At 42.4% G+C, this 23,416-nt stretch carries 31 protein-coding genes and 2 pseudogenes; 29 read left to right on the top strand and 4 right to left on the bottom strand.

Annotation, left to right across the window (positions count from 1 at the left end; all coding sequences use genetic code 11):
• Positions 1-171: 171 nt before the first annotated feature.
• Positions 172-1,008 carry a hypothetical protein gene (locus OCV77_RS13800; protein ID WP_262575577.1) on the top strand — a complete coding sequence of 279 codons (837 nt, stop codon included), beginning with the start codon at positions 172-174 and terminating at the stop codon, positions 1,006-1,008.
• 732 nt (positions 1,009-1,740) lie between these two features.
• Complete coding sequence (locus OCV77_RS13805; RefSeq protein ID WP_317246641.1) at positions 1,741-2,394, top strand: DUF6796 family protein; 654 nt, start codon at positions 1,741-1,743, stop codon at positions 2,392-2,394.
• 8 nt (positions 2,395-2,402) lie between these two features.
• Here the strand turns inward: OCV77_RS13805 and OCV77_RS13810 are convergent, their stop codons facing one another.
• Positions 2,403-3,332, bottom strand: coding sequence for a M15 family metallopeptidase (locus OCV77_RS13810; protein ID WP_262575580.1), 930 nt, complete (start codon positions 3,330-3,332; stop codon positions 2,403-2,405).
• Between the two features lie 168 nt (positions 3,333-3,500).
• Between OCV77_RS13810 and OCV77_RS13815 the strand changes: the two genes are divergently transcribed.
• From OCV77_RS13815 to rpsI, 6 genes are all read left to right on the top strand, one after another.
• Positions 3,501-4,346, top strand: a complete 846-nt coding sequence (locus OCV77_RS13815) for an energy-coupling factor transporter ATPase (protein ID WP_262575581.1) — start codon at positions 3,501-3,503, stop codon at positions 4,344-4,346.
• Between the two features lie 59 nt (positions 4,347-4,405).
• Positions 4,406-5,257 carry an energy-coupling factor transporter ATPase gene (locus tag OCV77_RS13820; RefSeq protein WP_118799632.1) on the top strand — a complete coding sequence of 284 codons (852 nt, stop codon included), beginning with the start codon at positions 4,406-4,408 and terminating at the stop codon, positions 5,255-5,257.
• Positions 5,258-5,259: 2 nt separating this feature from the next.
• Positions 5,260-6,063, top strand: a complete 804-nt coding sequence (locus OCV77_RS13825; protein ID WP_262575582.1) for an energy-coupling factor transporter transmembrane component T family protein — start codon at positions 5,260-5,262, stop codon at positions 6,061-6,063.
• A gap of 71 nt (positions 6,064-6,134) precedes the next feature.
• The gene (truA, locus tag OCV77_RS13830; protein WP_262575584.1) at positions 6,135-6,899 is read left to right on the top strand and encodes a tRNA pseudouridine(38-40) synthase TruA; all 765 of its coding nucleotides are present in this window, start codon (positions 6,135-6,137) and stop codon (positions 6,897-6,899) included.
• 237 nt (positions 6,900-7,136) lie between these two features.
• Positions 7,137-7,565 carry a 50S ribosomal protein L13 gene (rplM, locus tag OCV77_RS13835; protein ID WP_118799626.1) on the top strand — a complete coding sequence of 143 codons (429 nt, stop codon included), beginning with the start codon at positions 7,137-7,139 and terminating at the stop codon, positions 7,563-7,565.
• A 27-nt stretch (positions 7,566-7,592) separates the two neighbouring features.
• Complete coding sequence (rpsI, locus tag OCV77_RS13840) at positions 7,593-7,991, top strand: 30S ribosomal protein S9 (RefSeq protein ID WP_118799624.1); 399 nt, start codon at positions 7,593-7,595, stop codon at positions 7,989-7,991.
• Positions 7,992-8,254: 263 nt separating this feature from the next.
• Here rpsI and OCV77_RS13845 read toward each other — a convergent pair whose 3' ends face one another.
• Entirely contained in the window at positions 8,255-8,668 is a 414-nt protein-coding gene (locus tag OCV77_RS13845) for a hypothetical protein (protein WP_262575585.1), read from the bottom strand.
• Between the two features lie 114 nt (positions 8,669-8,782).
• On the opposite strand from OCV77_RS13845, the gene OCV77_RS13850 reads away from it, so the two are divergent.
• The 16 genes and pseudogenes from OCV77_RS13850 (at position 8,783) to OCV77_RS13925 (ending at position 18,712) form a co-directional block, all read left to right on the top strand.
• Complete coding sequence (locus tag OCV77_RS13850) at positions 8,783-8,959, top strand: hypothetical protein (RefSeq protein ID WP_262575586.1); 177 nt, start codon at positions 8,783-8,785, stop codon at positions 8,957-8,959.
• A gap of 183 nt (positions 8,960-9,142) precedes the next feature.
• Positions 9,143-9,229, top strand: coding sequence for a putative holin-like toxin (locus tag OCV77_RS13855; protein WP_262575618.1), 87 nt, complete (start codon positions 9,143-9,145; stop codon positions 9,227-9,229).
• A gap of 165 nt (positions 9,230-9,394) precedes the next feature.
• On the top strand, positions 9,395-9,556 hold the full coding sequence (locus OCV77_RS13860; RefSeq protein WP_262575587.1) for a hypothetical protein: 162 nt from the start codon (positions 9,395-9,397) through the stop codon (positions 9,554-9,556).
• Between the two features lie 24 nt (positions 9,557-9,580).
• Positions 9,581-9,790, top strand: a complete 210-nt coding sequence (locus OCV77_RS13865; RefSeq protein ID WP_262575588.1) for a DUF7675 family protein — start codon at positions 9,581-9,583, stop codon at positions 9,788-9,790.
• Between the two features lie 103 nt (positions 9,791-9,893).
• Positions 9,894-10,205 (top strand): annotated as a pseudogene (locus OCV77_RS13870) (TraG/TraD/VirD4 family protein); the annotation flags it as partial.
• Positions 10,206-10,295: 90 nt separating this feature from the next.
• The gene (locus OCV77_RS13875) at positions 10,296-11,186 is read left to right on the top strand and encodes a LysR family transcriptional regulator (protein WP_262575589.1); all 891 of its coding nucleotides are present in this window, start codon (positions 10,296-10,298) and stop codon (positions 11,184-11,186) included.
• 113 nt (positions 11,187-11,299) lie between these two features.
• Positions 11,300-11,494, top strand: coding sequence for a DUF4224 domain-containing protein (locus OCV77_RS13880; RefSeq protein ID WP_209285019.1), 195 nt, complete (start codon positions 11,300-11,302; stop codon positions 11,492-11,494).
• 36 nt (positions 11,495-11,530) lie between these two features.
• Positions 11,531-12,646 (top strand): flavodoxin, encoded by a 1,116-nt coding sequence (locus OCV77_RS13885; RefSeq protein WP_262575590.1) that lies wholly within the window; start codon positions 11,531-11,533, stop codon positions 12,644-12,646.
• A gap of 20 nt (positions 12,647-12,666) precedes the next feature.
• A complete protein-coding gene (locus tag OCV77_RS13890) occupies positions 12,667-13,341 on the top strand; it encodes a flavodoxin (protein WP_262575591.1) in 675 nt (224 codons plus the stop codon).
• Between the two features lie 32 nt (positions 13,342-13,373).
• Positions 13,374-14,087 (top strand): flavodoxin, encoded by a 714-nt coding sequence (locus tag OCV77_RS13895; protein ID WP_262575592.1) that lies wholly within the window; start codon positions 13,374-13,376, stop codon positions 14,085-14,087.
• Between the two features lie 20 nt (positions 14,088-14,107).
• Positions 14,108-14,794 carry a DUF4405 domain-containing protein gene (locus OCV77_RS13900; protein ID WP_262575593.1) on the top strand — a complete coding sequence of 229 codons (687 nt, stop codon included), beginning with the start codon at positions 14,108-14,110 and terminating at the stop codon, positions 14,792-14,794.
• 73 nt (positions 14,795-14,867) lie between these two features.
• Entirely contained in the window at positions 14,868-16,166 is a 1,299-nt protein-coding gene (locus OCV77_RS13905) for an MATE family efflux transporter (RefSeq protein ID WP_331488890.1), read from the top strand.
• Between the two features lie 47 nt (positions 16,167-16,213).
• Complete coding sequence (locus tag OCV77_RS13910) at positions 16,214-16,690, top strand: flavodoxin (RefSeq protein ID WP_262575596.1); 477 nt, start codon at positions 16,214-16,216, stop codon at positions 16,688-16,690.
• 104 nt (positions 16,691-16,794) lie between these two features.
• Positions 16,795-17,199, top strand: a complete 405-nt coding sequence (locus OCV77_RS13915) for a cupin domain-containing protein (protein ID WP_262575597.1) — start codon at positions 16,795-16,797, stop codon at positions 17,197-17,199.
• 11 nt (positions 17,200-17,210) lie between these two features.
• A complete protein-coding gene (locus OCV77_RS13920; RefSeq protein ID WP_262575598.1) occupies positions 17,211-17,531 on the top strand; it encodes a carboxymuconolactone decarboxylase family protein in 321 nt (106 codons plus the stop codon).
• Positions 17,532-17,545: 14 nt separating this feature from the next.
• Positions 17,546-18,712 carry an iron-containing alcohol dehydrogenase gene (locus tag OCV77_RS13925; protein WP_262575600.1) on the top strand — a complete coding sequence of 389 codons (1,167 nt, stop codon included), beginning with the start codon at positions 17,546-17,548 and terminating at the stop codon, positions 18,710-18,712.
• 226 nt (positions 18,713-18,938) lie between these two features.
• On the opposite strand, the gene OCV77_RS13930 is transcribed toward OCV77_RS13925, so the two are convergent.
• A complete protein-coding gene (locus OCV77_RS13930) occupies positions 18,939-19,514 on the bottom strand; it encodes a helix-turn-helix domain-containing protein (protein WP_262575602.1) in 576 nt (191 codons plus the stop codon).
• Between the two features lie 231 nt (positions 19,515-19,745).
• Here OCV77_RS13930 and OCV77_RS13935 point away from each other — a divergent pair.
• From OCV77_RS13935 to OCV77_RS13950, 4 genes and pseudogenes are all read left to right on the top strand, one after another.
• Positions 19,746-20,273: pseudogene (locus OCV77_RS13935) on the top strand (tyrosine-type recombinase/integrase); the annotation flags it as partial.
• Positions 20,243-20,506 carry a PDDEXK nuclease domain-containing protein gene (locus tag OCV77_RS16755; RefSeq protein WP_262575604.1) on the top strand — a complete coding sequence of 88 codons (264 nt, stop codon included), beginning with the start codon at positions 20,243-20,245 and terminating at the stop codon, positions 20,504-20,506. The pseudogene OCV77_RS13935 and the gene OCV77_RS16755, both read left to right, overlap by 31 nt.
• 43 nt (positions 20,507-20,549) lie before the next feature.
• A complete protein-coding gene (locus OCV77_RS13945; RefSeq protein ID WP_118352304.1) occupies positions 20,550-20,927 on the top strand; it encodes an SdpI family protein in 378 nt (125 codons plus the stop codon).
• 122 nt (positions 20,928-21,049) lie between these two features.
• Positions 21,050-21,214, top strand: coding sequence for a hypothetical protein (locus OCV77_RS13950; protein ID WP_262575606.1), 165 nt, complete (start codon positions 21,050-21,052; stop codon positions 21,212-21,214).
• Positions 21,215-21,321: 107 nt separating this feature from the next.
• Here OCV77_RS13950 and OCV77_RS13955 read toward each other — a convergent pair whose 3' ends face one another.
• Complete coding sequence (locus OCV77_RS13955; RefSeq protein ID WP_262575608.1) at positions 21,322-22,065, bottom strand: helix-turn-helix transcriptional regulator; 744 nt, start codon at positions 22,063-22,065, stop codon at positions 21,322-21,324.
• Between the two features lie 227 nt (positions 22,066-22,292).
• Here OCV77_RS13955 and OCV77_RS13960 point away from each other — a divergent pair, with 227 nt between their 5' ends.
• A complete protein-coding gene (locus tag OCV77_RS13960; protein WP_262575610.1) occupies positions 22,293-23,315 on the top strand; it encodes a glycoside hydrolase family 5 protein in 1,023 nt (340 codons plus the stop codon).
• Positions 23,316-23,416 lie beyond the last annotated feature (101 nt).

Genomic DNA, 23,416 nt, shown 5'->3' on the forward strand with positions numbered 1-23,416 from the left:
TTAAAAGCGATTGCCTGACACATAAAATGATGGTAAACTAATCTCAGTAGAGTCCTCTCTACTGAGATTTTTGCTTTAGCATGCAGAAAAGCTGCCGGTGGCAGGTTTTCTGTAATTGAGCAAAGAAAAACAAGCGGCTGCAGCGCCAGTTCAAATACACAGGGGGAAATCATGGATAATTTATATCAGGCGATCAAGGGTTTATGTAAGGCAGTCATTAATCTGGTTGTGGCACTTTTGGATCTTCTGGCAGGAATTTTCAATGGGATTGCCTGCTTATTTGAAAAGCTCAGACCGCGTGCATCCAGGCAGTTCCATGAGATCAGAGAAAATGGAGGCCTTAAGTTTTCTGCTTTCCGACAAACCTCCGGAGAAGAAAAGGAAAACAAAAAGGTATTCGGGAAAAATACAGGAAAAGGATTGGATGAAGAAAAAATCCAATCGATCCGTGAGAGGCTGACCGAAAAGGTCGTAAGCAGGGATACTTATTACCAGACTTACACCAAAGCTTCTTACAGCAGCAGGGAACATGAACTGATTGTTCTGATTGCATTTTTGTCGCTCTTAAGCGTGATTCTTTTACTGGGAATGACAGAAATATCAGGTGGAAGTTGGCTTGCGCTTACTGTTGTGATCCTGCTGGCAGCTCTGGCAGCCTGTGCCCGGATTCATTTTATCAGGAAGAAAGAGCAGAATGACAGTCTGATCCGCATGATTCTGGAAGAAGAGTTTGTTGAATATAAATCTGCAGAGCAGAAAAGTGAAGCAGTTGAAGAGACAGAAATCTCTGAGCCGGAGAGCAAAGCAGATGTAGAAATGAAAGCAGCAGTGACAGAGTCGGAGAGGGCAACAGAGGCAATCGTGGATCCCATACCGGAGGCAGAAGAAACAGCGAAAGACTCAGAAGAGAAGACTGTACTGGAAACGGTGGAGGAGGCAAAACCGGAATTAGATTCAGGAGCAGAAGCTGAACAGGAATCTGAAATAAAGCAGGAAACTGATGTATGAAAAGATGGGATATAAAAGTATAAAGAACATACAGAAGAAAGTGGACTTTCTTTTGTAGATATGAGAAAAGAATGATCGGATTAAATAATTAAATAATTATCGGAAATCAACGTTGACGATTCCTTCCATAAGTGTTAATCTAAAAACATGAAAAGAGCGTTACCGTAAAGCAACGGTTCGCCCAAGTTAATAGTTACTCATTAAAAAAGCAACCTATTCCTTTGGTCGAGGGCGGTTGCTTTTTTGATGGATATCTTTTCTGCATGTCTGAATGATACTGATCAGAGTTACAATTATGCTGATAACTGTTACCACAATACCAATCACACTCAGAAGTATTTCGATCATCAAATTATGTACCTTTCATCCTATTTTCCATTTGTATCACCTCCCAGATACTGGAAGTTCTCAAAATGTAAAACATTCTGGCGAAAGGCGAACCGCTACCCGTTTGAGATAACGCTCATATTTGTATCATATACCAAAGCCAGGACAGAGTACACAAAATTAGAAGAAAAAACAAATAAAATACAAAACATATATACAGATAAGCGGACATAGGAGAAAAATCACTTTACTGGAAAAGAAGGAAGTAATAAAATGAATATGGAGTTAGATGCAACTAATCACAAACAAAAGAAATAATTGTAAAGGAGCTGCAATCGTATGAACTAGAATGAATTTAATCCAATTGGAATAGACAGCCAGCTTGACTGGCCAAGAATTAGAAAGCTGCTTTCCATAGGGCTGTTTGCAGCAATTCTTACACTGATCGGAGATATGATGATCGGATGGGGAATCCAGGATGAAACGAAGAAGGGGCTGGTAAGGATGTTTTCTGCCTACAGGCACGCAGAGAACAGCACATTATTTGCAGCGGCACTGCTTGGAATGTTCGGTATATTTCTGGAAGGCCTGTTTTACTTTGGAATTTATCGTCTTATGGCAGAAAGGTCACAGAAGCAAGCACATAACTTCAGAACGGGAATTATCGGGTATATTGTGTTTGGACCATGTGGATTTCATGTGCCGATCTGTATGATGCTGTTTCTGTACCGAAGCCTGACAGAGGCAGGGGCAGAGAATGTACTGGAAACGGTAGAACAGTTTGCTGATTATTTTATTGCACCGTCACTGATTCTGTTCTGGATCTTTTTCCTGATCCTGGAGGGAACACAGATTTCAGCCTTTCTGAAGGGAAAAACACCATATCCGAAGCGGTGTTTTGTATTTTCACTTCCGGTAGGTATGCTGATCGCAAAGCTGTTCAATATCTTTGGCAATCATGCTTTTGTCAATGCGATTGACTGTGCATGGATTTCAGTAGGAAATATATGGATGTTTGCGGGACTGCTTTTTATGATGAAAAAGGCGCAGGCAGAATAAGGTACCGCTCACTGCGGCACCTTCTGAAAATGCTGATAATCTTTGCAGGAATTCCAGTTACCACCCCAGGTGAAGCCGTGTTCCTTAAAAAGCTTATAGCAGAGATCGTTTTCATCGATCTTATAGGCAAAGACTTTCGAGCGGTCAGCATAGATTTCACTGCCGGCTGGGGAAATGTAAGTTTCTCCGGCTTTTCCTTTGTTAAAGACGACATAAGGATTGTAGAAGGGATTGATGTCAATGGCACAGCCAAGGGCATGCTTGCTTAAAGAGGATGTTCCTTCCACAGGCCTGTAGTTGAAACAGGAGGTATTGTTTGCTTCCATGGAAGCGGTGTCATCACCGTTATAATCATCTATCAGACGGACACTTTCAATCTGGTATTCGTTCTCATATAATTCATAGAAAATCTCGATCAGATCTTCAGCGATCGCTTTATTGCAGATCAGTTCGCCGGTCTGTACATCACCATTGAAATCATAGTACAGAATATTCATATAACGAAGATCTTCATAGGATACAGCAAGGGATGCCATTTCCTCATCAGATAAGATATTAGGAGGCGCTTCTAAAGAAAGCAGCGCTGCATCTGTTTTTGACATAGGATAGGAGATGCCGGTAATACGGTGGATAACAGGATAAGTCAGAGGCTGGTAAAAGAAGCCGGTTTCATATTCAATACTGTCAGTCACTTTCTCTGCAAGCGGAAAGGGCACAGCACTCTGAACTGCAGGATTACCTGCGGAAGCAGAATCACCGGCATCTGCTAAAACAGACGGCGAAGGGGTGCCGGGGGCTTTGGTTGCATAGGCTGTTTCCGGATTTTTTTCTGCATAATCCTGAAGGGTTTCCTTGCCGGACAGCTTGTGGGAAATCACAGAACAGGTAAGGATCAGGATACCGAGGATCACAAGGTACTTTATGGGAAGCTTTTTCATAAGTGGATACTCCTTTAAAAATCATGAATGGACGGCAGAAAACAGTCAGTTTTACTGCCGATATTCTGATGATACCTCGAAATTCCTTCTATTGCAAACAGAACTGATATCTAGTAAAATAGGGAACAGACGTGAATTGTAAACCGGATTGGCATATGAGGTGAACAAATGGCAATTATAGAAACCAGGGATCTGGTGTTTGACTATATCAGAAGAGATGAAGAGGGAAATGTTGAGGGAATTATAACCGCTGTGGACAACGTTTCTCTTTCTGTGAAACAGGGAGAGTTTATAGCAATCCTTGGTCATAATGGATCAGGAAAGTCCACACTGGCCAAGCATTTTAATGCCATTCTTTACCCTACAGAGGGAACTGTCTTTGTAGACGGCATGGATACCCGGAATGATGAGAAGCTGTGGGATGTGAGAAGAGAGGCCGGGATGGTGTTTCAGAATCCGGACAATCAGATCATTGGACAGATTGTGGAGGAAGATGTGGGCTTTGGCCCGGAGAATCTCGGTGTGCCGACAGAAGAGATCTGGCAGCGTGTGGAAGAGAGCCTTAAAGCAGTTGGAATGTATGAGTTCCGGAAATATGCACCCGGCAAGCTTTCAGGAGGGCAGAAGCAGCGGGTTTCCATTGCTGGTGTGATCGCCATGCATCCAAAGTGCATCGTACTGGATGAGCCGACAGCCATGCTGGATCCCCTTGGAAGAAAAGAAGTGATCCGGGCAGTACGGGCACTGAATGATGTGGAAGGGATCACAATCATTCTGATCACTCATTATATGGAAGAAATTATTCATGCGGATAAAGTATTTGTTATGGATCAGGGAAAAGTTGCCCTGCAGGGAACACCAAGGGAGATCTTCAGCCAGGTAGAAAAGCTGAAGGAGCTGCGGCTGGATGTGCCACAGGTGACTATGCTGGCACATGAGCTCAGGGAAAAGGGGCTTGATATTCCGGAGGGGATTCTTACAAAGGAGGAGCTGATCGAAGCACTCCATTTATAAAGCGTGAAGTCTACACAGCGTATAGATAGTGGATTTATTATAGAAGAAAGAGGAACAGCATGGCGATAGTTTTGGATCATGTGAATCATATATATGAGGAAGGAACAAGTATTTCCTTTCAGGCGCTGACAGATATCAATCTTGTGATACCGGACGGGCAGTTTATCGGACTGATCGGGCATACCGGATCCGGAAAGTCCACGCTTGTACAGCATCTGAACGGGCTGCTTGCCCCAACTTCGGGAGCCATTTATTACAATGGTGAGGATATTAATGAAAAGGGATATTCCAGAAAGACACTGCGCAGCAAGGTCGGACTGGTATTTCAGTATCCGGAGCACCAGCTTTTTGAAACCGATGTGTTTACAGATGTCTGTTTTGGACCAAAGAACCTGGGACTTGACCGGAAAGAGGTGGAACTGAGGGCTTATACCGCACTGAAGCAGGTAGGGCTTCCGGATGAGTGCTTTTACCAGTCACCCTTTGAACTTTCAGGCGGGCAGAAAAGAAGGGCAGCCATAGCCGGTGTACTGGCCATGAAGCCGGAGGTGCTGATCCTGGATGAGCCGACAGCAGGACTTGATCCGAAGGGAAGAGATGAGATCCTTGACCAGGTAGCGAAGCTTCGGGAAGAAACAGGGATGACAGTGATTTTGGTTTCCCACAGCATGGAGGATGTAGCCAGATATGTGGACAGGATCATTGTGATGAATAAAAGCCGTGTAATGTTTGACGATGCGCCGAAGATGGTGTTTCGGCATTATAAGGAGCTTGAGGAAGTAGGACTTGCAGCGCCGCAGATTACCTATATCATGCAGGCACTGAAAGCAAAGGGACTTCGGGTAGATACTGATATTACCGGTGTGGAAGAGGCGCGGGATGCCATTCTTGCCGCACTGCACAGGGGATAGTTATGTTAAAGGATATTACATTAGGACAATATTATCAGACAGATTCCGTGATACACAGACTGGATCCCAGAGTAAAGCTGGTGACAACGATATGCTTTATCATATCGTTGTTTGTTGTGGATAACTGGGTCGGATATGTGCTGGCCGGTGTATTTCTTGTGTTAGTTATCGCTCTTTCCAAAGTGCCGCCGTCCTTTATGGTAAGAGGCATGAAGTCGATCGTATTTCTGCTTATTATGGCAGTGGTCTGCAATCTTTTCCTGACACAGGGAGAGCCGCTTGTTACCATCTGGAAGCTGACGATCACGAAGGAAGGTGTGATCCAGGCAGGGAAAATGGCGGTCAGACTGGTATTCCTGATCACGGGTTCTTCCGTGATGACACTGACAACCACACCCAATCAGCTTACGGACGGTCTGGAAAAGCTGTTAAAGCCATTAAATGCCATCCGGGTACCGGTGCATGAGATCGCCATGATGATGTCAATCGCACTTCGGTTTATTCCGATCCTGATCGAGGAAACAGATAAGATCATGAAAGCCCAGATTGCCCGTGGTGCAGATTTCGAGAGTGGTAATCTGATACAAAAGGCAAAGAATATGGTGCCACTGTTAGTGCCTCTTTTTGTTTCGGCATTCCGGAGAGCCAACGATCTGGCGACTGCTATGGAAGCCAGATGCTACCGGGGCGGGGAAAACAGGACGAAGATGAAGCCACTGATTTACCACAGGAGAGATTATCTGGCCTATGGAGCTGTTGTATTGTATCTTGCAACCGGTGTGGTTCTCGGACGGATCCTGTTCTAAAGGGAAAGAACATCTTGTAAAACAGAGGCTGCATTGCAGAACAGTAAGACAGTTAGGAAGACAGGAGTGCCATGAAACGGGTAAAATTAGTTGTTGCATATGATGGAACTGCATATCATGGCTGGCAGGTACAGCCAAACGGGAGAACCATAGAGGGAGAACTGAACCGGGCACTGTCGGAGCTTTTACAGGAAGAAATTCAGGTAATCGGAGCGAGCCGGACGGATTCCGGGGTGCATGCGCTCTGTAATGTGGCGGTGTTTGATACACAGGCAAGGATTCCGGCAGAGAAAATCTGCTATGCGGTGAACCAGAGACTGCCTGAGGATATCCGGGTGCGGGAATCCTGTGAGGTGGCACCTGATTTTCATCCTAGACACTGCAGCAGCCGGAAGACCTATGAGTACCGGATCTATCAGGATACCTTTCCAGAGCCGGTCAGAAGGCTGTATACCTACTTTACCTATGTCCCACTTGATCTTGACAGGATGAGAGAAGGAGCGGCATATCTTGTCGGTGAACATGATTTCAAGAGCTTCTGCAGCGTGGCAGCAGTAGTAGAAACTACAGTCAGGACGATACTTTCCATTACGATCAAAAGGCAGGGAAAGGAAATCGTAATCTCTGTCTGCGGTACAGGCTTTTTATATAATATGGTGCGTATTATTGCCGGTACCCTGATGGAGGTTGGAAGGGGAAGCTATCCGCCGGAGCATGTCAGGGAAATTCTTGAGGCAAAGGACAGGCAGGCAGCAGGACCAACGGCACCTGCCTGCGGCCTGACGCTGGTAAAATATGAATGGACAGGGCAGGATGAAAATAGATCTGATTCATAGGAAATTCCTGTGTTTATATGGAAAAAGTTGTTGACACTCCGGGAACCGTGTAATATAATAATTCAGTGCGAAATTGCTTGATAATACTGTGTAAAATCTCCTTAGCACAGTATTTCAAATAGAGTACCTGACAGAGTATTTGATCGTCGAAGTGCGGCCCGGACATCCGCATGCAGATAATAAAGTACCTGTGCATTATGTGCGCAGCACATGAACAAATTTTACGGAGGGAAAACAATGAAAACATTTATGGCAAGTCCTGCTACAATCGAAAGAAAATGGTATGTAGTAGACGCTACAAATATGACACTTGGACGCCTGGCTTCAGAAGTAGCCAAGGTTTTAAGAGGAAAGAACAAGGCAATCTTTACTCCTCACATTGATACCGGTGATTATGTGATCGTGATCAATGCATCGAAGGTTAAGGTAACAGGAAGAAAGTTAGACCAGAAGATCTACTATCATCACTCAGATTATGTTGGTGGCATGAAGGAAACCACATTAAGAGAGATGCTGGCTAAGAAGCCTGAGAAGGTAGTTGAACTCGCTGTTAAGGGTATGCTTCCCAAGGGACCTTTAGGAAGAGAAATGTATACAAAGCTCCACGTTTATGCAGGTCCTGAGCATCAGCATGCAGCTCAGAAACCCGAAGTATTAACATTTTAATCAAGGGACTGAAAGGAGAGAATAAAGATGGCTAAAGCAGCAAACAAATGCTACGGAACAGGTAGAAGAAAGAAATCAATCGCCAGAGTATATTTAGTACCTGGAAAGGGCGATATTACAATTAATAAAAGAAGTATTGATGAGTATTTTGGATTAGAGACACTGAAGGTTATCGTTCGTCAGCCTCTGACAGCTACAGAAACAGCTGACAAGTTTGATGTAATCGTTAACGTTCGTGGTGGTGGATATACAGGACAGGCCGGAGCAATCAGACACGGTATTGCAAGAGCATTACTTCAGGCTGATGCAGACTTCAGACCGGTTCTCAAGAAGGCTGGCTACTTAACAAGAGATCCTCGTATGAAAGAAAGAAAGAAGTACGGTCTCAAAGCAGCTCGTCGCGCTCCGCAGTTCAGCAAGCGATAATCGTTTTAAAATTAGAACCCCCAAGAACGCTGTATTCTTGGGGGTTTGTTCATTGTTCAACTTTCCCTGTCTGCCTGTGAAAATCGGTGTCTATGACACATATATGACACACATATGACACAAATTCATATGCTTTAGATTTTATCAATAGCTTCTAACATTTGTTGCATATCAAGGTGAGTATATACTATTTCTGTCACACCTTTTCCTGCATGACCAACAATCTTTTTTAAGAAAATTGAAACATATTCATTCTTGGTTGATCAACCCCACATAGTTTTGATTTCTTCATCTGTGAATGGAAAGCGGTCAATCTTATTTGGGTTTTTGTCCCTGTATTGTGATATATCTACAAATTCAGAATAATCTTTTGCACAAATATTATGCTTCATATCCCATCCATACATGGAATTAAAAAGAACCTTCACTTTTCGCAATGTTGGGTAGTTTTTTCCGCAGTTGTCAATCACACCCTGTAAATGATTTAATCTAATATCAGCAAATACCATTTTTTCTATATCACCGCATAACTTGAATGATGCATTATATCCATTCACATTTGAACGTGAAATTTTTGAATAGTGTTCAGCTGACCATTTTTCAAATACTTCCTTGAATGTTATCTTTGAAGCATCTATCTGTAAGTATAAAAGTATATATGATTGGTGAGCAGACAAGATTTAAAATTGATGCTGATAAACTAAAAAAGCACATCCTGAAATAGCTGCACAATACGGAAAAATTATAAATGTAAAACCTTTTTGCAAAGTAAAATATTTAGGGTGATTAGAATGGATATTGAAATTGATGTTGAATATTTGCAAGGGAATACTGCTATTAAGCGGAAAATGAAGCAGAAAGAATTGGCTGCATTACTTCTTGATGAAGATGTGGTTCTGCTTTTTGTAAATAAACCCAAGGTAACATATTACAGGAGAAAAACCAAGAACAGGTCAAAGAAATCTTGATTGATTTGGACTGTGCTGACCTTGTTACAGAGTAACATGGAAATTTATCAACTAACACACTTGAAGCACCTATATGACCTTTATATGAGTTTACACAGTAAGAAAATCATGTTATTATTCCAATATGGAACAACCGTTTCAGGGTGATTTCCCCATACTCTACTAGGGATGGGGGTGATGCTGATGAATACTTTTGAAGTGATAACATTACTGTTGTCTTTTGGAATATTTCTGATAGCGTTGCTTACCTACATAGATAAGCACAAATAAATGCAAAAATCACCCTTAACTTGGCGGTCAGGGTGATTTTTTAATAATCAACTTTGATGGGGTTAACCACTTTGTGCAGTTGTTCCTCTTTAATTATATTATCATAGATACTGAAAATATTCAACAATTACATTGAACAGAATTGAAAAGTGAAAAGGTGATTACGTGGATGAATTATTGCTGAAATATGTGGATGAATTTGATGAAAACTTCCCGGTGTTCCTGTTCCGCAGTGAGGATGAAGATGAAATAAAGGCTACGATTCAGAAATGCTTGGATGATGGAATCCCTTGTAAAATTCCTGAAAACTTGGAATGTAAGTATTGATAAACAGTAAAGGGGTGTACAGTAATGCCGGGAAATTGGTATAAAAATAATCCTGATGATAAAATATGGTGGTTAGATAATTCTGAAACCAAAGGTGAATGGTTATTCAGCTTTGATAAAGAGCACACATTTAATATGTTTGCTGATTATCCGCATAATCTGACAGCTGAACAGAAAAAGATATTTGATGAAGAAAACCCATATTGGGCTGACTTCTTCAAAGACAGAAATTAAAGGCAAGGGCACAAAACAGTGTACCTTGCTTTTCTTATACGTTACAGTTAAGTTACGCTTTTCATGAATTTAGCCTTGACTTTTTATTTGCAGGCTCAGTGGAACCGTATTACACACGCAGCTATTCAACCTTTTGTGCGATAAGGCTGATGATGTGTACGGCGGGCGGCTGCCTGTTCATGTGCGCTGTCTGCTTGACGAGTTTGCGAATATCGGGCAGATACCGAAGTTTGAAAAGCTCATTGCCACTATCCGAAGCCGTGAAATCTCCGCGTCAATCATTCTGCAATCACAGTCACAGCTAAAGGCGATCTACAAGGACAACGCAGATACCATTGTCGGCAACTGCGATACGACCCTGTTTTTGGGCGGCAAGGAAAAAACCACGCTCAAAGAAATGTCGGAGCTTTTGGGCATACGATGAGCAGATGTTTTTTATTGCCTTTCGAGTATAGATACGTTAAAATATACTTATTAAGCATGATGAATTTGGGAGGTATTTTTCGTGGAAATTAGAGTCCTTCGATATTTTCTGACTGTAGTAAGGGAAGAAAGTATCACAAAAGCCTCAGAAGTTTTACATATCACGCAGCCGACACTTTCACGTCAGCTTGCACAGATGGAGGAAGATATTGGTGTAAAGCTGTTTGATAGAGGGACACGGAAAATCAAATTGACAAATGAAGGAATACTTCTTCGCCGTCGTGCGGAAGAGATTTTGCAGCTTGTAGATAAGACAGAAAAAGAATTAGTGGAGCAAGAGGAACAGGTGGAAGGTAAAATTTCCATTGGGTGTGGAGAAATTGCTGCTGTACAACTTCTTCCTAAAATAATTGAGTCCTTTCGTCAGAAATATCCCCGTGTTACTTTTGATATTTTTACAGCCACAGCAGATTTGGTAAAGGAACAGATGGATAAGGGGTTACTGGATATTGGTTTGCTTCTTGAGCCGGTTGATATGGAAAAATATGAATTTATTCGTTTGAATATAAGGGAAAAATGGGTGGTTCTGATGAAATCGGATGATCCACTCTCCAAGAAAGAAACGGTAAGCGCAAAAGATTTGTCTGTACTGCCTTTGATTCTTCCAAGGCGTATGAATGTGCAGAGTGAGTTGGCAAGTTGGTTTGGCAACTACTATGAGAAACTGGATATTGTTTTTACCAGCAATTTAAGTACGAACAGCGCAATTATGGTGAATGGAGGCTTGGCATATTCATTGGTGATTGAAGGGGCTGTACCCTTCTGGGATCAATCAAAGGTTACATTCAGACCGCTTGATCCGCCACTTACAGCAACAAGTGTATTAGCATGGAAACGTGGTCAGCCGTTTAGCTTAGCAACCACAAAATTCATCAAACATATTCAATGCTTTTTAGGCATTGATAAGCCATAAAAACTAAGCATTTGATATAATTCAATTAGAAAATTATTATATAGGTGTAGAGATAAAGCAAACAGCTTTAATTTCTGCACCTATATTTTTTATTGAGGAGGGAGTGCCATTTCATGAAACCGGATTATGATTCCCTTATAAACGCCGGATTAAGCAAAGAAGAAATCGCAAAAATTTCAGGATGTGAAGATCAAGAAATGCAGATAAGGATGTTGCGAAAATATCGGTACAAATTGCTTGATGAGGTACATGAAAAGCAGCAGTCACTTGATGCAATCGATTATATGATCTGTAAAATACAAAAATAACAATAAGAGGAAGTGACAAATTAAATGGGGGTAATTATGAAAAAATTTCCATCTATTCTATTCGTTTTTTCTCTGCTTTTTATGCTGACTGCTTGCAGCAGTAGCGCAGATCCATCGCAGGAGAGCAGTGGACAAACCACAAGTCCATCTTCTCAGCAAGATAGCGTTTCAGTGTCTAATGCAGTTTTAGAATCTGAAAGCACAGAAAGCGAACAATCGGCCAATAACACTTTAATCGTCTATTTTTCACGCTGGGGCAATACAGAATATCCCTCTGATGTGGATGCCATAACTTCGGCAAGTATTGTAGTGGATAATAATTCCCGTTATGGTACAACAGAGTATGTCGCTAATATGATAGCGGAGAATGTGGGTGGAGATCTGCACCGGATTGAAACAGTTACTCCTTATACGGCAGATTTTGATGAATTGCGGGATGTAAACCATGATGAAATGAGTCGTAATTATTTGCCGGAGCTTAAAGAAAGCAATCTGGATATTTCCGCTTACGATACGGTATTTATTGGCTATCCCGTATGGGCAACAGATGTTCCGCAGGCAGTGCTATCTTTTTTGAAGGAGTATGATTTAAGTGGGAAAACAGTTATCCCATTTTGTACCCATGATGGCTATGGTGCAGGTAACAGTTATCAGACTATTGCAGAAGCAAGCCATGCAGCAGTTTCGTTAGAGGGTATTGCGATTGAAGCAAAAGATGTTCCAAACGCACAGGATGCCGTTTCATCATGGCTTGCAGATATAGGAATATCTAAATCTGAAGTACAAACAGGAACTCCTATCAAGATTACGGTTGGTGAAGTTAGTTTAGATGGAATTCTATACGATACAGAACTGGCAGAGGAAATCAAAACATATTTTCCGTTGACAATTTCCATGGTGGGTTACGGTGGCAGAGAATACTATGGAGGGGTTGAGTTCTATCCAGAACATTTGGAAGGCGGTCAGAAGAATTTTGAGAATGGTGATATTACCTATTGCGAGGCACACCATAATATGGCCATTTTCTATGCACAGACAGATAACCCGGTACTTTCTGTGGATGTCATTCCGATTGGCAGAGTGACTTCGGACTTATCTGTTTTTGAAAACCTTGACAGCCGGGAGGAAGTCATCTTCTCGCTGGCAGAATAAAAATGATGGAGGTATTTATAATGAAAAAAGCAATCGCTATCTTACTTTCTTTGACTATGATTTTGGGACTTGCAGCTTGCGGAAATTCTGCAAGCCAGACAGAGCAACCATCTACAGAAGATACTTCCGTGGAAAGTAAAGCTGATACCAATTCTGCGGAAAGCAGGACAGATATGGAGAATACGGAGAATCAAGATGTACAGGATCATAAGGTTTTGGTTGCCTACTTCTCTGCGACAGGTACCACAAAGGGTGTGGCAGAGCATATCGCAAATGGTCTGAACGCAGACATTTACGAAATCGTTCCTGAAGATCCATATACAGATGCAGACCTTAACTACAATGACAACAACAGCCGTACTACGATTGAAATGAACGATCCCAATGCCCGTCCCGCAATTTCCGGTTCTGTTGAGAACATGGAGCAGTATGACATCATATTCGTTGGCTATCCCATCTGGTGGGGAGAGGCACCGAGAATCGTCAGCACTTTCATGGAAAGCTATGACTTTTCCGGCAAGACCATTGTTCCTTTCTGCACTTCCGGTGGCAGCGGCATTGGTTCCAGTGCGTCTAATCTGGAGCGTCTCACCAGCGGAGCTACTTGGCTTGATGGACGGCGGCTAAATGGCAGCGATTCTCAGGATACCGTTATGGAATGGGTAAACAGCCTTGATCTGAACCTGGCAGAATAACCCGATAAAGAAGATTTCAAGGAGATGATTACATGAAAAAAATAACCGCACTGATACTTTCTGTTGTACTGGTGTTTTCTCTGGCAGCCTGCTCTAATACACAGCAGAACGATGCTTCTGATCCTGTGTCCAGCGAAGCACCCTCTCTGGTGATAGAATCCACTCCCGCAGAAGGCACAGAAACGAAAGGTAGCAATATTCTGATTGCTTATTTTACCTACGGCGAAAATGCGGAGCTTCCCGATGACGTGGACGCTTCTGCATCAGCCAGTATTCAAATCTTTAACGGTGAAGTCACAGGCAATACCGGTGTGATGGCCCGTATGATTGCAGAAGCTTCCGGCGGAGAATTGTTTTCTATCCGAACAGTAGAACCTTATCCCAATAACTACAATGATACTGTTGAGGTTGGACAGACTGAAAAGAACAATGGCATTCATCCGGAATTGGCTACGCATATCGAAAATCTGGATCAGTACGATACGATTTTTGTTGGCTTCCCAAACTGGTGGTATGGTATGCCTATGGTAATGTATAGCTTTTTTGACGAGTATGACTTCAGTGGGAAAACAGTGATCCCCTTCTGCACTTCCGGTGGCAGTGCATTCTCGGATGCGATTGATGAAATTAAAAATATGGAGCCGGATGCAACCATTCTTGACGGACTTCATATTGGCAGTTCCAGTGTAACCGATGCGGAAAGCAGAGTGAGCGAATGGGTGCAGGGACTCGGTTTATCTAAATGATACGAAAGGACAAATGACTCATGAAACTAAAAATAAAGATGGGAATTGATTTACTGATGACAGCGCTGTTACTTTGTCTGATGGCTTATCAAGTCACCGGACAGAAGCTTCATGAGTGGTTTGGAACAGGGATGCTTGTACTGTTTTTGCTACATAACATTCTGAATATCCGGTGGTATGGTAGCCTGTTCAAAGGGAAATATACCCTGCTGCGGGCAATGCAGACACTCATCAATATCAGTGTCCTTATTTCTATGCTGTGTTTGGGGTTCAGTGGAATTGTGTTGTCCCGTCACATTTTTGCGGGATTACCCATTCAAGGGCCGATGGCAACAGCGAGAACCATGCACCTGGCGGCATCTTATTGGGGATTTGTGCTGATGAGTATTCATTTAGGATTTCATTGGAGCATGGTTCTTGGACTGTTCCGCAGACTTTGGAGCAGAAAGAAAACCCCTGCTACATTTGTATGGCTGATGCGTTTTATAGCAATTTTTATTGCGGGGTACGGAGCGTACTGTTTCCATAAGGAAAATATTGTCTCCTATATGTTCCTTAAACAGGAGTTTGTGTTTTTTGATTTTGAACAGAGTGCAGTTTCTGTATTTGCAGGGTATATCACCATGATGGGACTATGGGTCTTTATCGGCTTTTACACAGTGAAAGGACTCAGAAAGATAACCTCACAGAGCAGAAGAAAAGAATAAATTGTAAAATCTTAGTGGAGGAAAAGGCATGGATCAGCAAACGGTTCTGTTTTCAAATAAGAGTTTGAAGGCTATGATTATTCCCCTGTTTTTAGAGCAGCTGCTGATAATGCTTGTAGGGATGGCGGACACACTGGTGGTCAGCTACGCAGGAGAAGCGGCAGTATCCGGTGTTTCACTGGTAAATCAGTTCAATACTATTTTTATTTATCTATTTACAGCATTGGCATCTGGAGGGGCGGTTGTGATCAGCCAGTATATTGGTAGAAAGAAAAATGATGACGCTGGAGAATCCGCCAGTCAGCTTCTTTCATTTTCTGCGATTTTTTCCATACTGATCGCAATGATAGTTCTGATTGGAAATGAAGGGATGCTTCGTCTGATGTTCGGTAAAGTGGAAGATTCTGTGATGCACTCTTGTATTACATACCTTAGGATTTCTGCATATTCCTATCCGGCATTGGCGGTTTACAATGCTGGCGCTGCCCTTTTTCGCAGTATTGGAAAAACCAGTTTGACCATGTATTTGTCGGTAATTTCCAATATCATCAATGTTGTTGGAAATCTCATTGGTGTATTTGTTTTGCGTGCAGGTGTTGCGGGTGTTGCATACCCTTCACTGATCGCTCGGACATTTTCAGCCGTGATGATTACAGCACTTTGTTTTCAGAGAAAAAATGAAGTGTTATATCGCTGCAAGTGGATTTTTCGGTGGAATGTGGATTTCATGAAACAAATTCTAAAAATCGCAATTCCAAACGGAATGGAAAATGGCGTTTTCCAGTTAGTAAAAGTGGCATTAAGCAGTATTGTTGCACTTTTTGGAACATACCAGATTGCTGCAAATGGCGTTGCACAAAGTATCTGGTCGTTGGCTGCACTGGCGGGAGTTGCTATGGGTCCCGTATTTATAACAGTCATTGGACAGTGTATGGGAAATGGGGATACAGATGCTGCGGATCATTATTTTAAGAGATTGACAAGAATCACATTGCTGATTTCATCGGCATGGAATCTTTTGATTTTTCTTCTGACCCCATTCTTTATGAAATTTTATGCTTTGCAGCCGGAGACCAAACGGCTTGTGATCTGGCTGGTTTTAATCCATAACGTGTTTAATGCAGCAGCATATCCCTTTTCCGGTGCGCTTAGTAATGGGCTGCGTGCAGCGGGTGATGTAAAATTCACCATGTATGTTTCGGTTATATCTACAATAGCAGTGCGCCTGCTTTTATCATGGCTCTTGGGAATTGTTTTGAAAATGGGCGTGATCGGGATTGCTATTGCAATGGTTTGCGACTGGAGCATTCGGGCGGTCATTTTCTTCTGGAGGCAGAAGTCCGGAAAATGGAAAACATTTCAGGTGATATAGATTCATTTATAATAAGTTCAATAACATAATTTACGGAGGAAATTACTATGAGTAAGAAAATTTTGGTAGCCTATTTTTCAGCAAGCGGCGTGACTGCAAAGGCAGCGTGGAAACTTTCGGAAGCGGCAGGCGCAGACCTGTATGAGATTAAACCAAAGGTGCCGTACAGCAGTGCCGATCTGGACTGGACAAATAAAAAGAGCCGCAGCAGTGTGGAGATGAACGATCCGACATTCCGTCCTGCAATTGCCGGGAAACTGGAAGGTATGGATCAGTATGATCTAGTGTTTGTCGGATTTCCTATCTGGTGGTATGTTGCACCAACGATTATTAACACTTTTTTGGAGAGTTATGATTTCTCAGGCAAAACCATCGTTCCTTTTGCTACTTCTGGCGGCAGCGGCATGGGAAACACAAATGAAAAACTTGCACCGAGCTGTCCTGGCGCTATCCTGATGAAAGGAAAAATGCTGAATGGCTCGTTGTCTCAGGAAGAATTGAAAGCATGGGTAAAAAGTCTGTGAGTTGGATGTGGGCATTGTAACAAACGCTGCCCGTTCCATGTGGATCAGGTTGCAAGGATGCAAGAGATTTTAGGCTATTTTAATTCTTGAAGGGAGAATCAATCATGACAGAAAAAGATTTTAAACAGATCTTCCCATTGGGTGAGAAAAATGATGCGTATGCACAATATTTTGTTGGACAGAGTTACCTGTCCATGCTAACAACGGAAAGAGTTGGAATTGCAAATGTAACTTTTGAGCCAGGATGCCGGAATAACTGGCATATTCATCACAAAGGCGGACAGATTTTGCTCTGTACTGCCGGACGTGGATATTATCAGGAGTGGGGAAAACCGGCTCAGGAGATGAACCCCGGTGATGTCATCAATATTGCGCCGGAAGTGAAGCATTGGCATGGCGCTGCTCCTGATAGCTGGTTTTCTCATTTGGCGGTGGATGTACCGGCAGAAGGAAGTTCTAATGAATGGTTGGAACCGGTGAAGGAAGAAGAATACAGTAAGCTAAAATAAGGAGACAGATTATGAAAAAGGTAACAGCGGGCAGAGATGCTCTGGGTGATTTTGCACCAAAATTTGCGGAACTGAATGATGATGTTCTGTTTGGAGAAGTGTGGTCACGAGAAGATAAGCTCCCTGCAAGAGATAGAAGCATTGTTACAGTAACAGCACTTATGGCAAGCGGCGTTCTGGACAACTCTCTTGCCTTTCATATAGGAGAAGCAAAAAAGAACGGTATTACAAAAGAAGAAATGGCAGAAATTTTGACACACGCTGCCTTTTATGCTGGCTGGCCGAAAGCATGGGCAGCATTCCGCATGGCAAAAGAAATCTATCAGGACTAAGGAGGAAAAACATTATGTTAGGAAATTTTTCGTATTCAAATCCGACAAAACTTTACTTTGGAGAGGAGTCTCTTTGTTCTTTGAACGAGGAGCTTCCCAAATATGGAAAAACCGTTCAGTTAATTTATGGCGGTGGTTCTATCAAGAAAAATGGTATTTACAATCAGGTTATGAGATTACTGAAAGATAACGGAAAAGTAGTCGTTGAGGATGGAGGAGTGATGCCAAATCCTACCGTGGAGAAACTGCGGGAGGGTGTTCAGATTGCCAGAGAGAATCATGTGGACTTTCTGCTGGCTGTAGGCGGCGGCTCTTGCTGCGACTATGCAAAAGCGGTTTCCGTGTCTGTTCACTGTGACGAAGATCCGTGGGAGAAATATTATATCCGCTTTGAGGAGCCGGATTGTGAGATTGTCCCTGTTGGCTGTGTATTGACTATGGTGGGAACCGGAAGCGAAATGAATGGAGGTGCGGTCATCACCAATCACGATCAAAAGCTGAAAATTGGTCATGTGTTTGGAGATGCTGTGATGCCGAAGTTTGCAATCCTGAATCCGAAATTCACTTTCACATTGCCGAAACTGCAGATGGTGGCCGGCATTTATGATATTTTCAACCATATCTGCGAGCAGTATTTCTCTGGGGAGGACGACAATACCAGCGATTATATCAGCGAGGCACTGATGAAATCGGTAATTCACAGTTCGAGAATTGCCATTCAGAATCCAGAGGACTATGAGGCAAGGTCGAATATCATGTGGGCTGCAACCTGGGCACTGAATACGCTTGTTTCCAGAGGAAAAAGTACCGACTGGATGGTTCATATGCTTGGTCAGGCAGTAGGAGCATATACGGATGCAACTCACGGAATGACGCTTTCTGCGGTGTCTCTTCCTTACTATCGGTATATTATGCCTTATGGTCTTAGCAAGTTTTGCCGTTTTGCTGTGAATGTGTGGGAGGTCGATCCTGCCGGAAAATCTGATGAACAGATTGCCATAGAGGGACTTTCCTGTATGGAAGTTTGGATGAAAGAACTGGGACTTACAATGAATCTCCATGAGTTGGGAGTGTCAGAAGAAATGCTGAAAGGTATCGCAAGCGGAACACTGATTATGAAGGGCGGATATAAGGTGTTGAATCATGATGAAGTGTTGGAGATTTTGAAGAACAGTCTGTAAGTATTTAAGTAGGAGCTTTTATAACGATAATATAATAGAGAAAGACAAGTGCTGTGAAAGAAATTTTTCTTTGATGGTGCTTGTCTTTTTTTAATTCATCACTTGACATTGTGGCAAAGAGCTTATGTCGCAGGACGAAATCGACGCAGCGGACTTGTAGTAACGAAAAGAATAAGGCGGTCAAACAAAAACGTCTGACCGTCTTACAAATTCTTCGCTACTGTATTTAGTTTGGAACAGGAGCAAGCCCTAAAGCCCCTGCAAGGAACAGGAACACAACAACAGCTATCGGGATTAGCAGCATAATGGCAGCTAAAACGAAAGTCTGCAAGCATGGCAGCTTGTTTTTCTTTCGCCATACGCCGTAAATCAAAAGTGCGATACTGCTTATAAGGCAGATAACAGGAAAATACACCATTGCAAAGCCGAGCCAACCCATACCGTCAATTAAGAATATCAGAAATAGACAGGCTGCAACACCCCCGGCAATTTTAAGAATGGATTTTCGTTCAGCCTTGCGCTGGAGCTTTACAAGCTCAAATGTATCTGTCAAAGCTGCGGAAGCCGTATCTTGGGTAATTTCGGTTTCTGCAATCCGTTCCGACCGCATGATTTCCAACACGCTAACGCCCAATGCGTCGGCTAATGGCTCTATCGTGTTTATGTCGGGAAAACCTAAACCCCGTTCCCATTTACTGACTGCCTTATCGGTCACTTGCAGCTTTTGTGCTAACTCAACTTGCGTCATGTTATTTTCTTTCCGCAATGTTGCAATGAATGTACCAAATTTTTTGGCGTCCATATATCAGACACCCCCTTTGCGTTTTGTCTGTTCATAGTATAATGCGCAGGGTGGCACATGACAACCGACGCATAGTTTAGGGCGGGAATTTTCTGTACTCTACGGAAAGTTTAGACGCAAAAATCGAAAAGGAGGGATTTCAGATTGGCACAAATCACAAATGAGCGGGCAGCGCAGACAATCATCTATTTGCAGGAGGATAGACCATGAACAGACGTATCAAAAAGAAAGTGGCAAAAGCAGTTAGAGGCCCGGAAGCAGGTGGAAGAAATTATCTTTCACCGGCAGCACCCGACAGTAGCCGAGTATGGCGAGAAGTGGCTGCTGATGCAGTCGGCAAAGGTGTCTGCGTCTACACTCAGAGGTTATACGAGGGATATGACAAACTATATCATCAAACCTCTGGGAGATATGTATATGGAAGAAGTGACTGCTGACGATATTCGGCTGGCTCTTGTTCCATTGTCAAAGAAATCGGAAGGCTTATACAACAAGGTCAATATGCTGCTCAAGTGCATTTTTTATGCGGCAGAGAGAAACCAAATTCTTGAACACAATCCCTGTGTGGGAATATCGGGCAAGGGCGGAAAACCATCAAAAAAGAGAGAGGCATTGACAGATCAGCAGGTAGCCGTGCTTCTGGATACAATCAAGGGGCTTCCTCCATATTTGTTTATTATGCTCGGTTTGTATTCCGGTCTGCGCCGGGAAGAAATTCTTGCACTGCAATGGGATTGTGTATTTCTGGACGAGGATACAAATATACGCAGGCTTATGGTATAATTAATCTTTATACTCGTGAAATGATGAATGAAGGAGATACGCAGCCTGTTGGGATTGTACTTTGTGCAGATAAGGGAGATTCTATTGTAAAATATACGCTTCCTGAAGATAATCACCAGATATTTGCATCGAAATATTTCACCTATCTGCCGTCAGAGGAAGAATTGAAACGTGAATTAAATTTGAAAGAATTTCACAAAAAAGAATAAAAACGAAAATACAAAGCGGAAGTTATAGTAAAGGAGATTTACAATGGAGTTTTGGATTTTTATGTTGATTATGGATTTGCTTCTTCCATTTACGATGATTGGTTTTGGAAGATATTTTATGAAAAAGGCTCCAAAGGAAATAAATTCAGTATTTGGATATCGGACTTCGATGTCTATGAAGAATAAAGACACATGGGAATTTGCTCATAAATATTGCGGCAAAGTCTGGTATGTCTGTGGAATGGTTATGTTGCCAATAACAGTAATATTCATGCTTTTAGTAATTGGAAAAAGTGAAGATTGTGTTGGGAGTATGGGAGGAATTATTTGTGGTGTTCAACTTATTCCTTTAATTGGGTCTATTCTCCCAACAGAAATAGCATTAAAAAAGAATTTTGATAAGAATGGAACAAGACGATAAAGTTTGCAGAATCAAGAAAATCGAGATTGTGCGACCAGATAAGGGCGAGTAGTCTAGCAGGTGGAATGCCTGTCTGGTAAGGTCTAACCAACCGCTAGTACTCGACTATGGAGGTGACAAAAATGATGCCAACTATTGGGGTAATGACGATTGCGGTTGCAGCACTTACAATTTATTTGTGCCACGATGAGTATAAAAATGGGAAAATGAGTTCAAAAAATTTTAAGATAGTTGCGATCTGTGAAGGATTTGCAATTTTAGGAATGATATTTTTGATTATCAGTTGATAGTCAACTTACCGTTTATTGGGAAGTCGCAGGCAACGAAAAATCGGAATCTTTACAGTATACATAGGATAGCAAAAATTATGGGATTTATGTATACTCCGGTTCTTTTATTTGATGCCGGAAGTGCGGAAGTGTTCTGCACGATACTGCTTTGGTGTTTTCCCAGTCTTTATCCGAAATACAGATGTGAAATAACTTTGACTGGGAAACGCCAGAGTAGAAGAAATTACAGAGATCGCATAATCGGAATGGCAAAGCATATTCTGAGCGGTCTCTATTTTTTTGCTCTGTATATAGGAACTGACAGAAATTCCCATCTCTTTTGCGAACAGGTGACTTAAATAACCGGGAGATATGCCGGCATGAGCGGCGAGCGTCGGGACAGTGATACGATTATGTAAATGATCATAGATATATTCCAGACACTGGGCAACCGGACGGGAGCAGGCATGATTTCTATGCAATTTTTCCATGCGAGTAGTGTAATCCAGACACATCTGCGGGTGCAGGGCGGAAATTTCTTTTTTTGATTTCATTAGATCCGCCGTATGAATGTAGTAGTCGCTGAGATCATAAGCCTCTGTGACTTCCATACCTCCTTCGATGCAGTATCTTGCCAGCATAGCAGCAGTGATGGTAAAGTGGTATTTCAGATTTTGCAGAGGAGAATCCGAGAGGACACCCAGGCCTTTCTTTTCCTGAAAAGATTCATGGCATAATTCTTTTATTTTTTTAGTATTTCCCTGCCTGACATAGCTATAAAATTCCGCTTCCGGATCATAAGGGGCGCGATAAGTTTCTAATTCTCTGCGGACATATTGTTGATAGAGAAGTTCCTGAGGAATGTTCATATGGACACCTTTCTGAAATTATGAAAGTGTTTTTCAAAACCGCTATGCGATTCTTTCTCTTGTGGAGTGAAGATAGTGGCACACTGATAGCTATAAATAATATAGCATAAAAACGATAGAAATAATATAGAAACGATATATGAATTTTGTTTCAAATTATATGATAGAGAAAAGAAGAACTGCAGGATTATAAATTTTCCGTTGTGAAGGATCAGGAGGGCAAGAGCATGAAATTAGAGAGAGGTATCAATTTAGGTGGCTATTTATCTCAGTGTGTGCATAGCACAGAACATTACGATGCATTTATTCAGGAGGAAGACATTCGTAAGATTGCTTCCATGGGATTTGACCATGTACGTCTGGCAATTGATTATGAAGTACTGGAAGATGAATATGGCAGAACCAGAGAAGAGGGCTTTGCTTATGTGACCAGAGTGGTGGAATGGTGTAAACGGCAGGGATTGAACATTGTACTGGATCTGCATAAAGCGTATGGCTATGATTTTAATAATGCCGGAGATAAGAAAAAGAATATTCTGTTTACAAATAAAATGGTGCAGAAGCGTTTTGTAAATCTGTGGATCAAGATCGCAGAGCATTATGCGAACGAGACTCATGTCGCATTTGAACTGCTGAATGAAGTGGTAGAGCAGGAAAATGCGGAAGCGTGGAATCTGCTCATTGCGGAAACGGTGGACGCTATTCGCCGAATAGCCAGAGACACCATTATTATATACGGCGGAATTCAATGGAACAGTGTGAAGACATTGAAACTGTTAAGGAAGCCCAAGGATGAAAACATATTGTTCACGTTCCATTTCTATGAGCCGTTGCTGTTTACCCATCAGAAAGCACACTGGGTACCGACCATCAGCCAGACCGAAGATATCTATTATCCGGAAGCAATGGACTATTATCGTACAAAGTCACTACCCATCGGATATCAGGGAGAAGTAGTCTGCAAGGCACAGTCACGGACCATGGGAACAGAATTTATCACGGAAATGGTGATGGAAGCGGTTACTGCTGCGAAAAATGCCGGAGTGACTTTGTACTGTGGAGAATTCGGTGTTATTGATCAGGCGCCTGTAGAAGATACCCTGCGCTGGTTCACGGATGTGGATACCGTATTCCGACAGTTCGGTATCGGTTGTGCTGTCTGGACGTATAAGGAGATGGATTTCGGACTTATTGGGGAACATTATGCACCGATTTGCGAACAATTGTTGAAGCTTTGGAACCGGAAGTAGGTGGAAAATGTAAGTGAAAAGATTGTATAAGGAGTTGCCGCCATTCAATGGCGGCAATTATCGTATAGATAAAAACAATACTCCCTTTTCGGAATTGTGTA

Origin of the sequence: Suilimivivens aceti, assembly GCF_025567405.1 — a bacterium.
Taxonomy (GTDB): domain Bacteria; phylum Bacillota; class Clostridia; order Lachnospirales; family Lachnospiraceae; genus Suilimivivens; species Suilimivivens aceti.

What these genes read in the sequence shown, in the direction of transcription:
- OCV77_RS13890 (WP_262575591.1), top strand. Translation starts at nt 12,667, where the DNA reads ATGAAAAAAGCAATCGCTATCTTACTTTCTTTGACTATGATTTTGGGA.
- OCV77_RS13905 (WP_331488890.1), top strand. Translation starts at nt 14,868, where the DNA reads ATGATTATTCCCCTGTTTTTAGAGCAGCTGCTGATAATGCTTGTAGGG.
- OCV77_RS13955 (WP_262575608.1), bottom strand. Translation starts at nt 22,065, where the DNA reads ATGAACATTCCTCAGGAACTTCTCTATCAACAATATGTCCGCAGAGAA.
- OCV77_RS13920 (WP_262575598.1), top strand. Translation starts at nt 17,211, where the DNA reads ATGAAAAAGGTAACAGCGGGCAGAGATGCTCTGGGTGATTTTGCACCA.
- OCV77_RS13865 (WP_262575588.1), top strand. Translation starts at nt 9,581, where the DNA reads ATGCCGGGAAATTGGTATAAAAATAATCCTGATGATAAAATATGGTGG.
- OCV77_RS13810 (WP_262575580.1), bottom strand. Translation starts at nt 3,332, where the DNA reads ATGAAAAAGCTTCCCATAAAGTACCTTGTGATCCTCGGTATCCTGATC.
- OCV77_RS13885 (WP_262575590.1), top strand. Translation starts at nt 11,531, where the DNA reads ATGAAAAAATTTCCATCTATTCTATTCGTTTTTTCTCTGCTTTTTATG.
- OCV77_RS13900 (WP_262575593.1), top strand. Translation starts at nt 14,108, where the DNA reads ATGAAACTAAAAATAAAGATGGGAATTGATTTACTGATGACAGCGCTG.
- OCV77_RS13960 (WP_262575610.1), top strand. Translation starts at nt 22,293, where the DNA reads ATGAAATTAGAGAGAGGTATCAATTTAGGTGGCTATTTATCTCAGTGT.
- rpsI (WP_118799624.1), top strand. Translation starts at nt 7,593, where the DNA reads ATGGCTAAAGCAGCAAACAAATGCTACGGAACAGGTAGAAGAAAGAAA.
- OCV77_RS13915 (WP_262575597.1), top strand. Translation starts at nt 16,795, where the DNA reads ATGACAGAAAAAGATTTTAAACAGATCTTCCCATTGGGTGAGAAAAAT.
- OCV77_RS13820 (WP_118799632.1), top strand. Translation starts at nt 4,406, where the DNA reads ATGGCGATAGTTTTGGATCATGTGAATCATATATATGAGGAAGGAACA.
- OCV77_RS13930 (WP_262575602.1), bottom strand. Translation starts at nt 19,514, where the DNA reads ATGGACGCCAAAAAATTTGGTACATTCATTGCAACATTGCGGAAAGAA.
- OCV77_RS13945 (WP_118352304.1), top strand. Translation starts at nt 20,550, where the DNA reads ATGGAGTTTTGGATTTTTATGTTGATTATGGATTTGCTTCTTCCATTT.
- OCV77_RS13925 (WP_262575600.1), top strand. Translation starts at nt 17,546, where the DNA reads ATGTTAGGAAATTTTTCGTATTCAAATCCGACAAAACTTTACTTTGGA.
- OCV77_RS13950 (WP_262575606.1), top strand. Translation starts at nt 21,050, where the DNA reads ATGATGCCAACTATTGGGGTAATGACGATTGCGGTTGCAGCACTTACA.
- OCV77_RS16755 (WP_262575604.1), top strand. Translation starts at nt 20,243, where the DNA reads ATGGGATTGTGTATTTCTGGACGAGGATACAAATATACGCAGGCTTAT.
- OCV77_RS13850 (WP_262575586.1), top strand. Translation starts at nt 8,783, where the DNA reads ATGGATATTGAAATTGATGTTGAATATTTGCAAGGGAATACTGCTATT.
- rplM (WP_118799626.1), top strand. Translation starts at nt 7,137, where the DNA reads ATGAAAACATTTATGGCAAGTCCTGCTACAATCGAAAGAAAATGGTAT.
- OCV77_RS13880 (WP_209285019.1), top strand. Translation starts at nt 11,300, where the DNA reads ATGAAACCGGATTATGATTCCCTTATAAACGCCGGATTAAGCAAAGAA.
- OCV77_RS13910 (WP_262575596.1), top strand. Translation starts at nt 16,214, where the DNA reads ATGAGTAAGAAAATTTTGGTAGCCTATTTTTCAGCAAGCGGCGTGACT.
- OCV77_RS13815 (WP_262575581.1), top strand. Translation starts at nt 3,501, where the DNA reads ATGGCAATTATAGAAACCAGGGATCTGGTGTTTGACTATATCAGAAGA.
- OCV77_RS13855 (WP_262575618.1), top strand. Translation starts at nt 9,143, where the DNA reads ATGAATACTTTTGAAGTGATAACATTACTGTTGTCTTTTGGAATATTT.
- OCV77_RS13825 (WP_262575582.1), top strand. Translation starts at nt 5,260, where the DNA reads ATGTTAAAGGATATTACATTAGGACAATATTATCAGACAGATTCCGTG.
- OCV77_RS13800 (WP_262575577.1), top strand. Translation starts at nt 172, where the DNA reads ATGGATAATTTATATCAGGCGATCAAGGGTTTATGTAAGGCAGTCATT.
- OCV77_RS13895 (WP_262575592.1), top strand. Translation starts at nt 13,374, where the DNA reads ATGAAAAAAATAACCGCACTGATACTTTCTGTTGTACTGGTGTTTTCT.
- truA (WP_262575584.1), top strand. Translation starts at nt 6,135, where the DNA reads ATGAAACGGGTAAAATTAGTTGTTGCATATGATGGAACTGCATATCAT.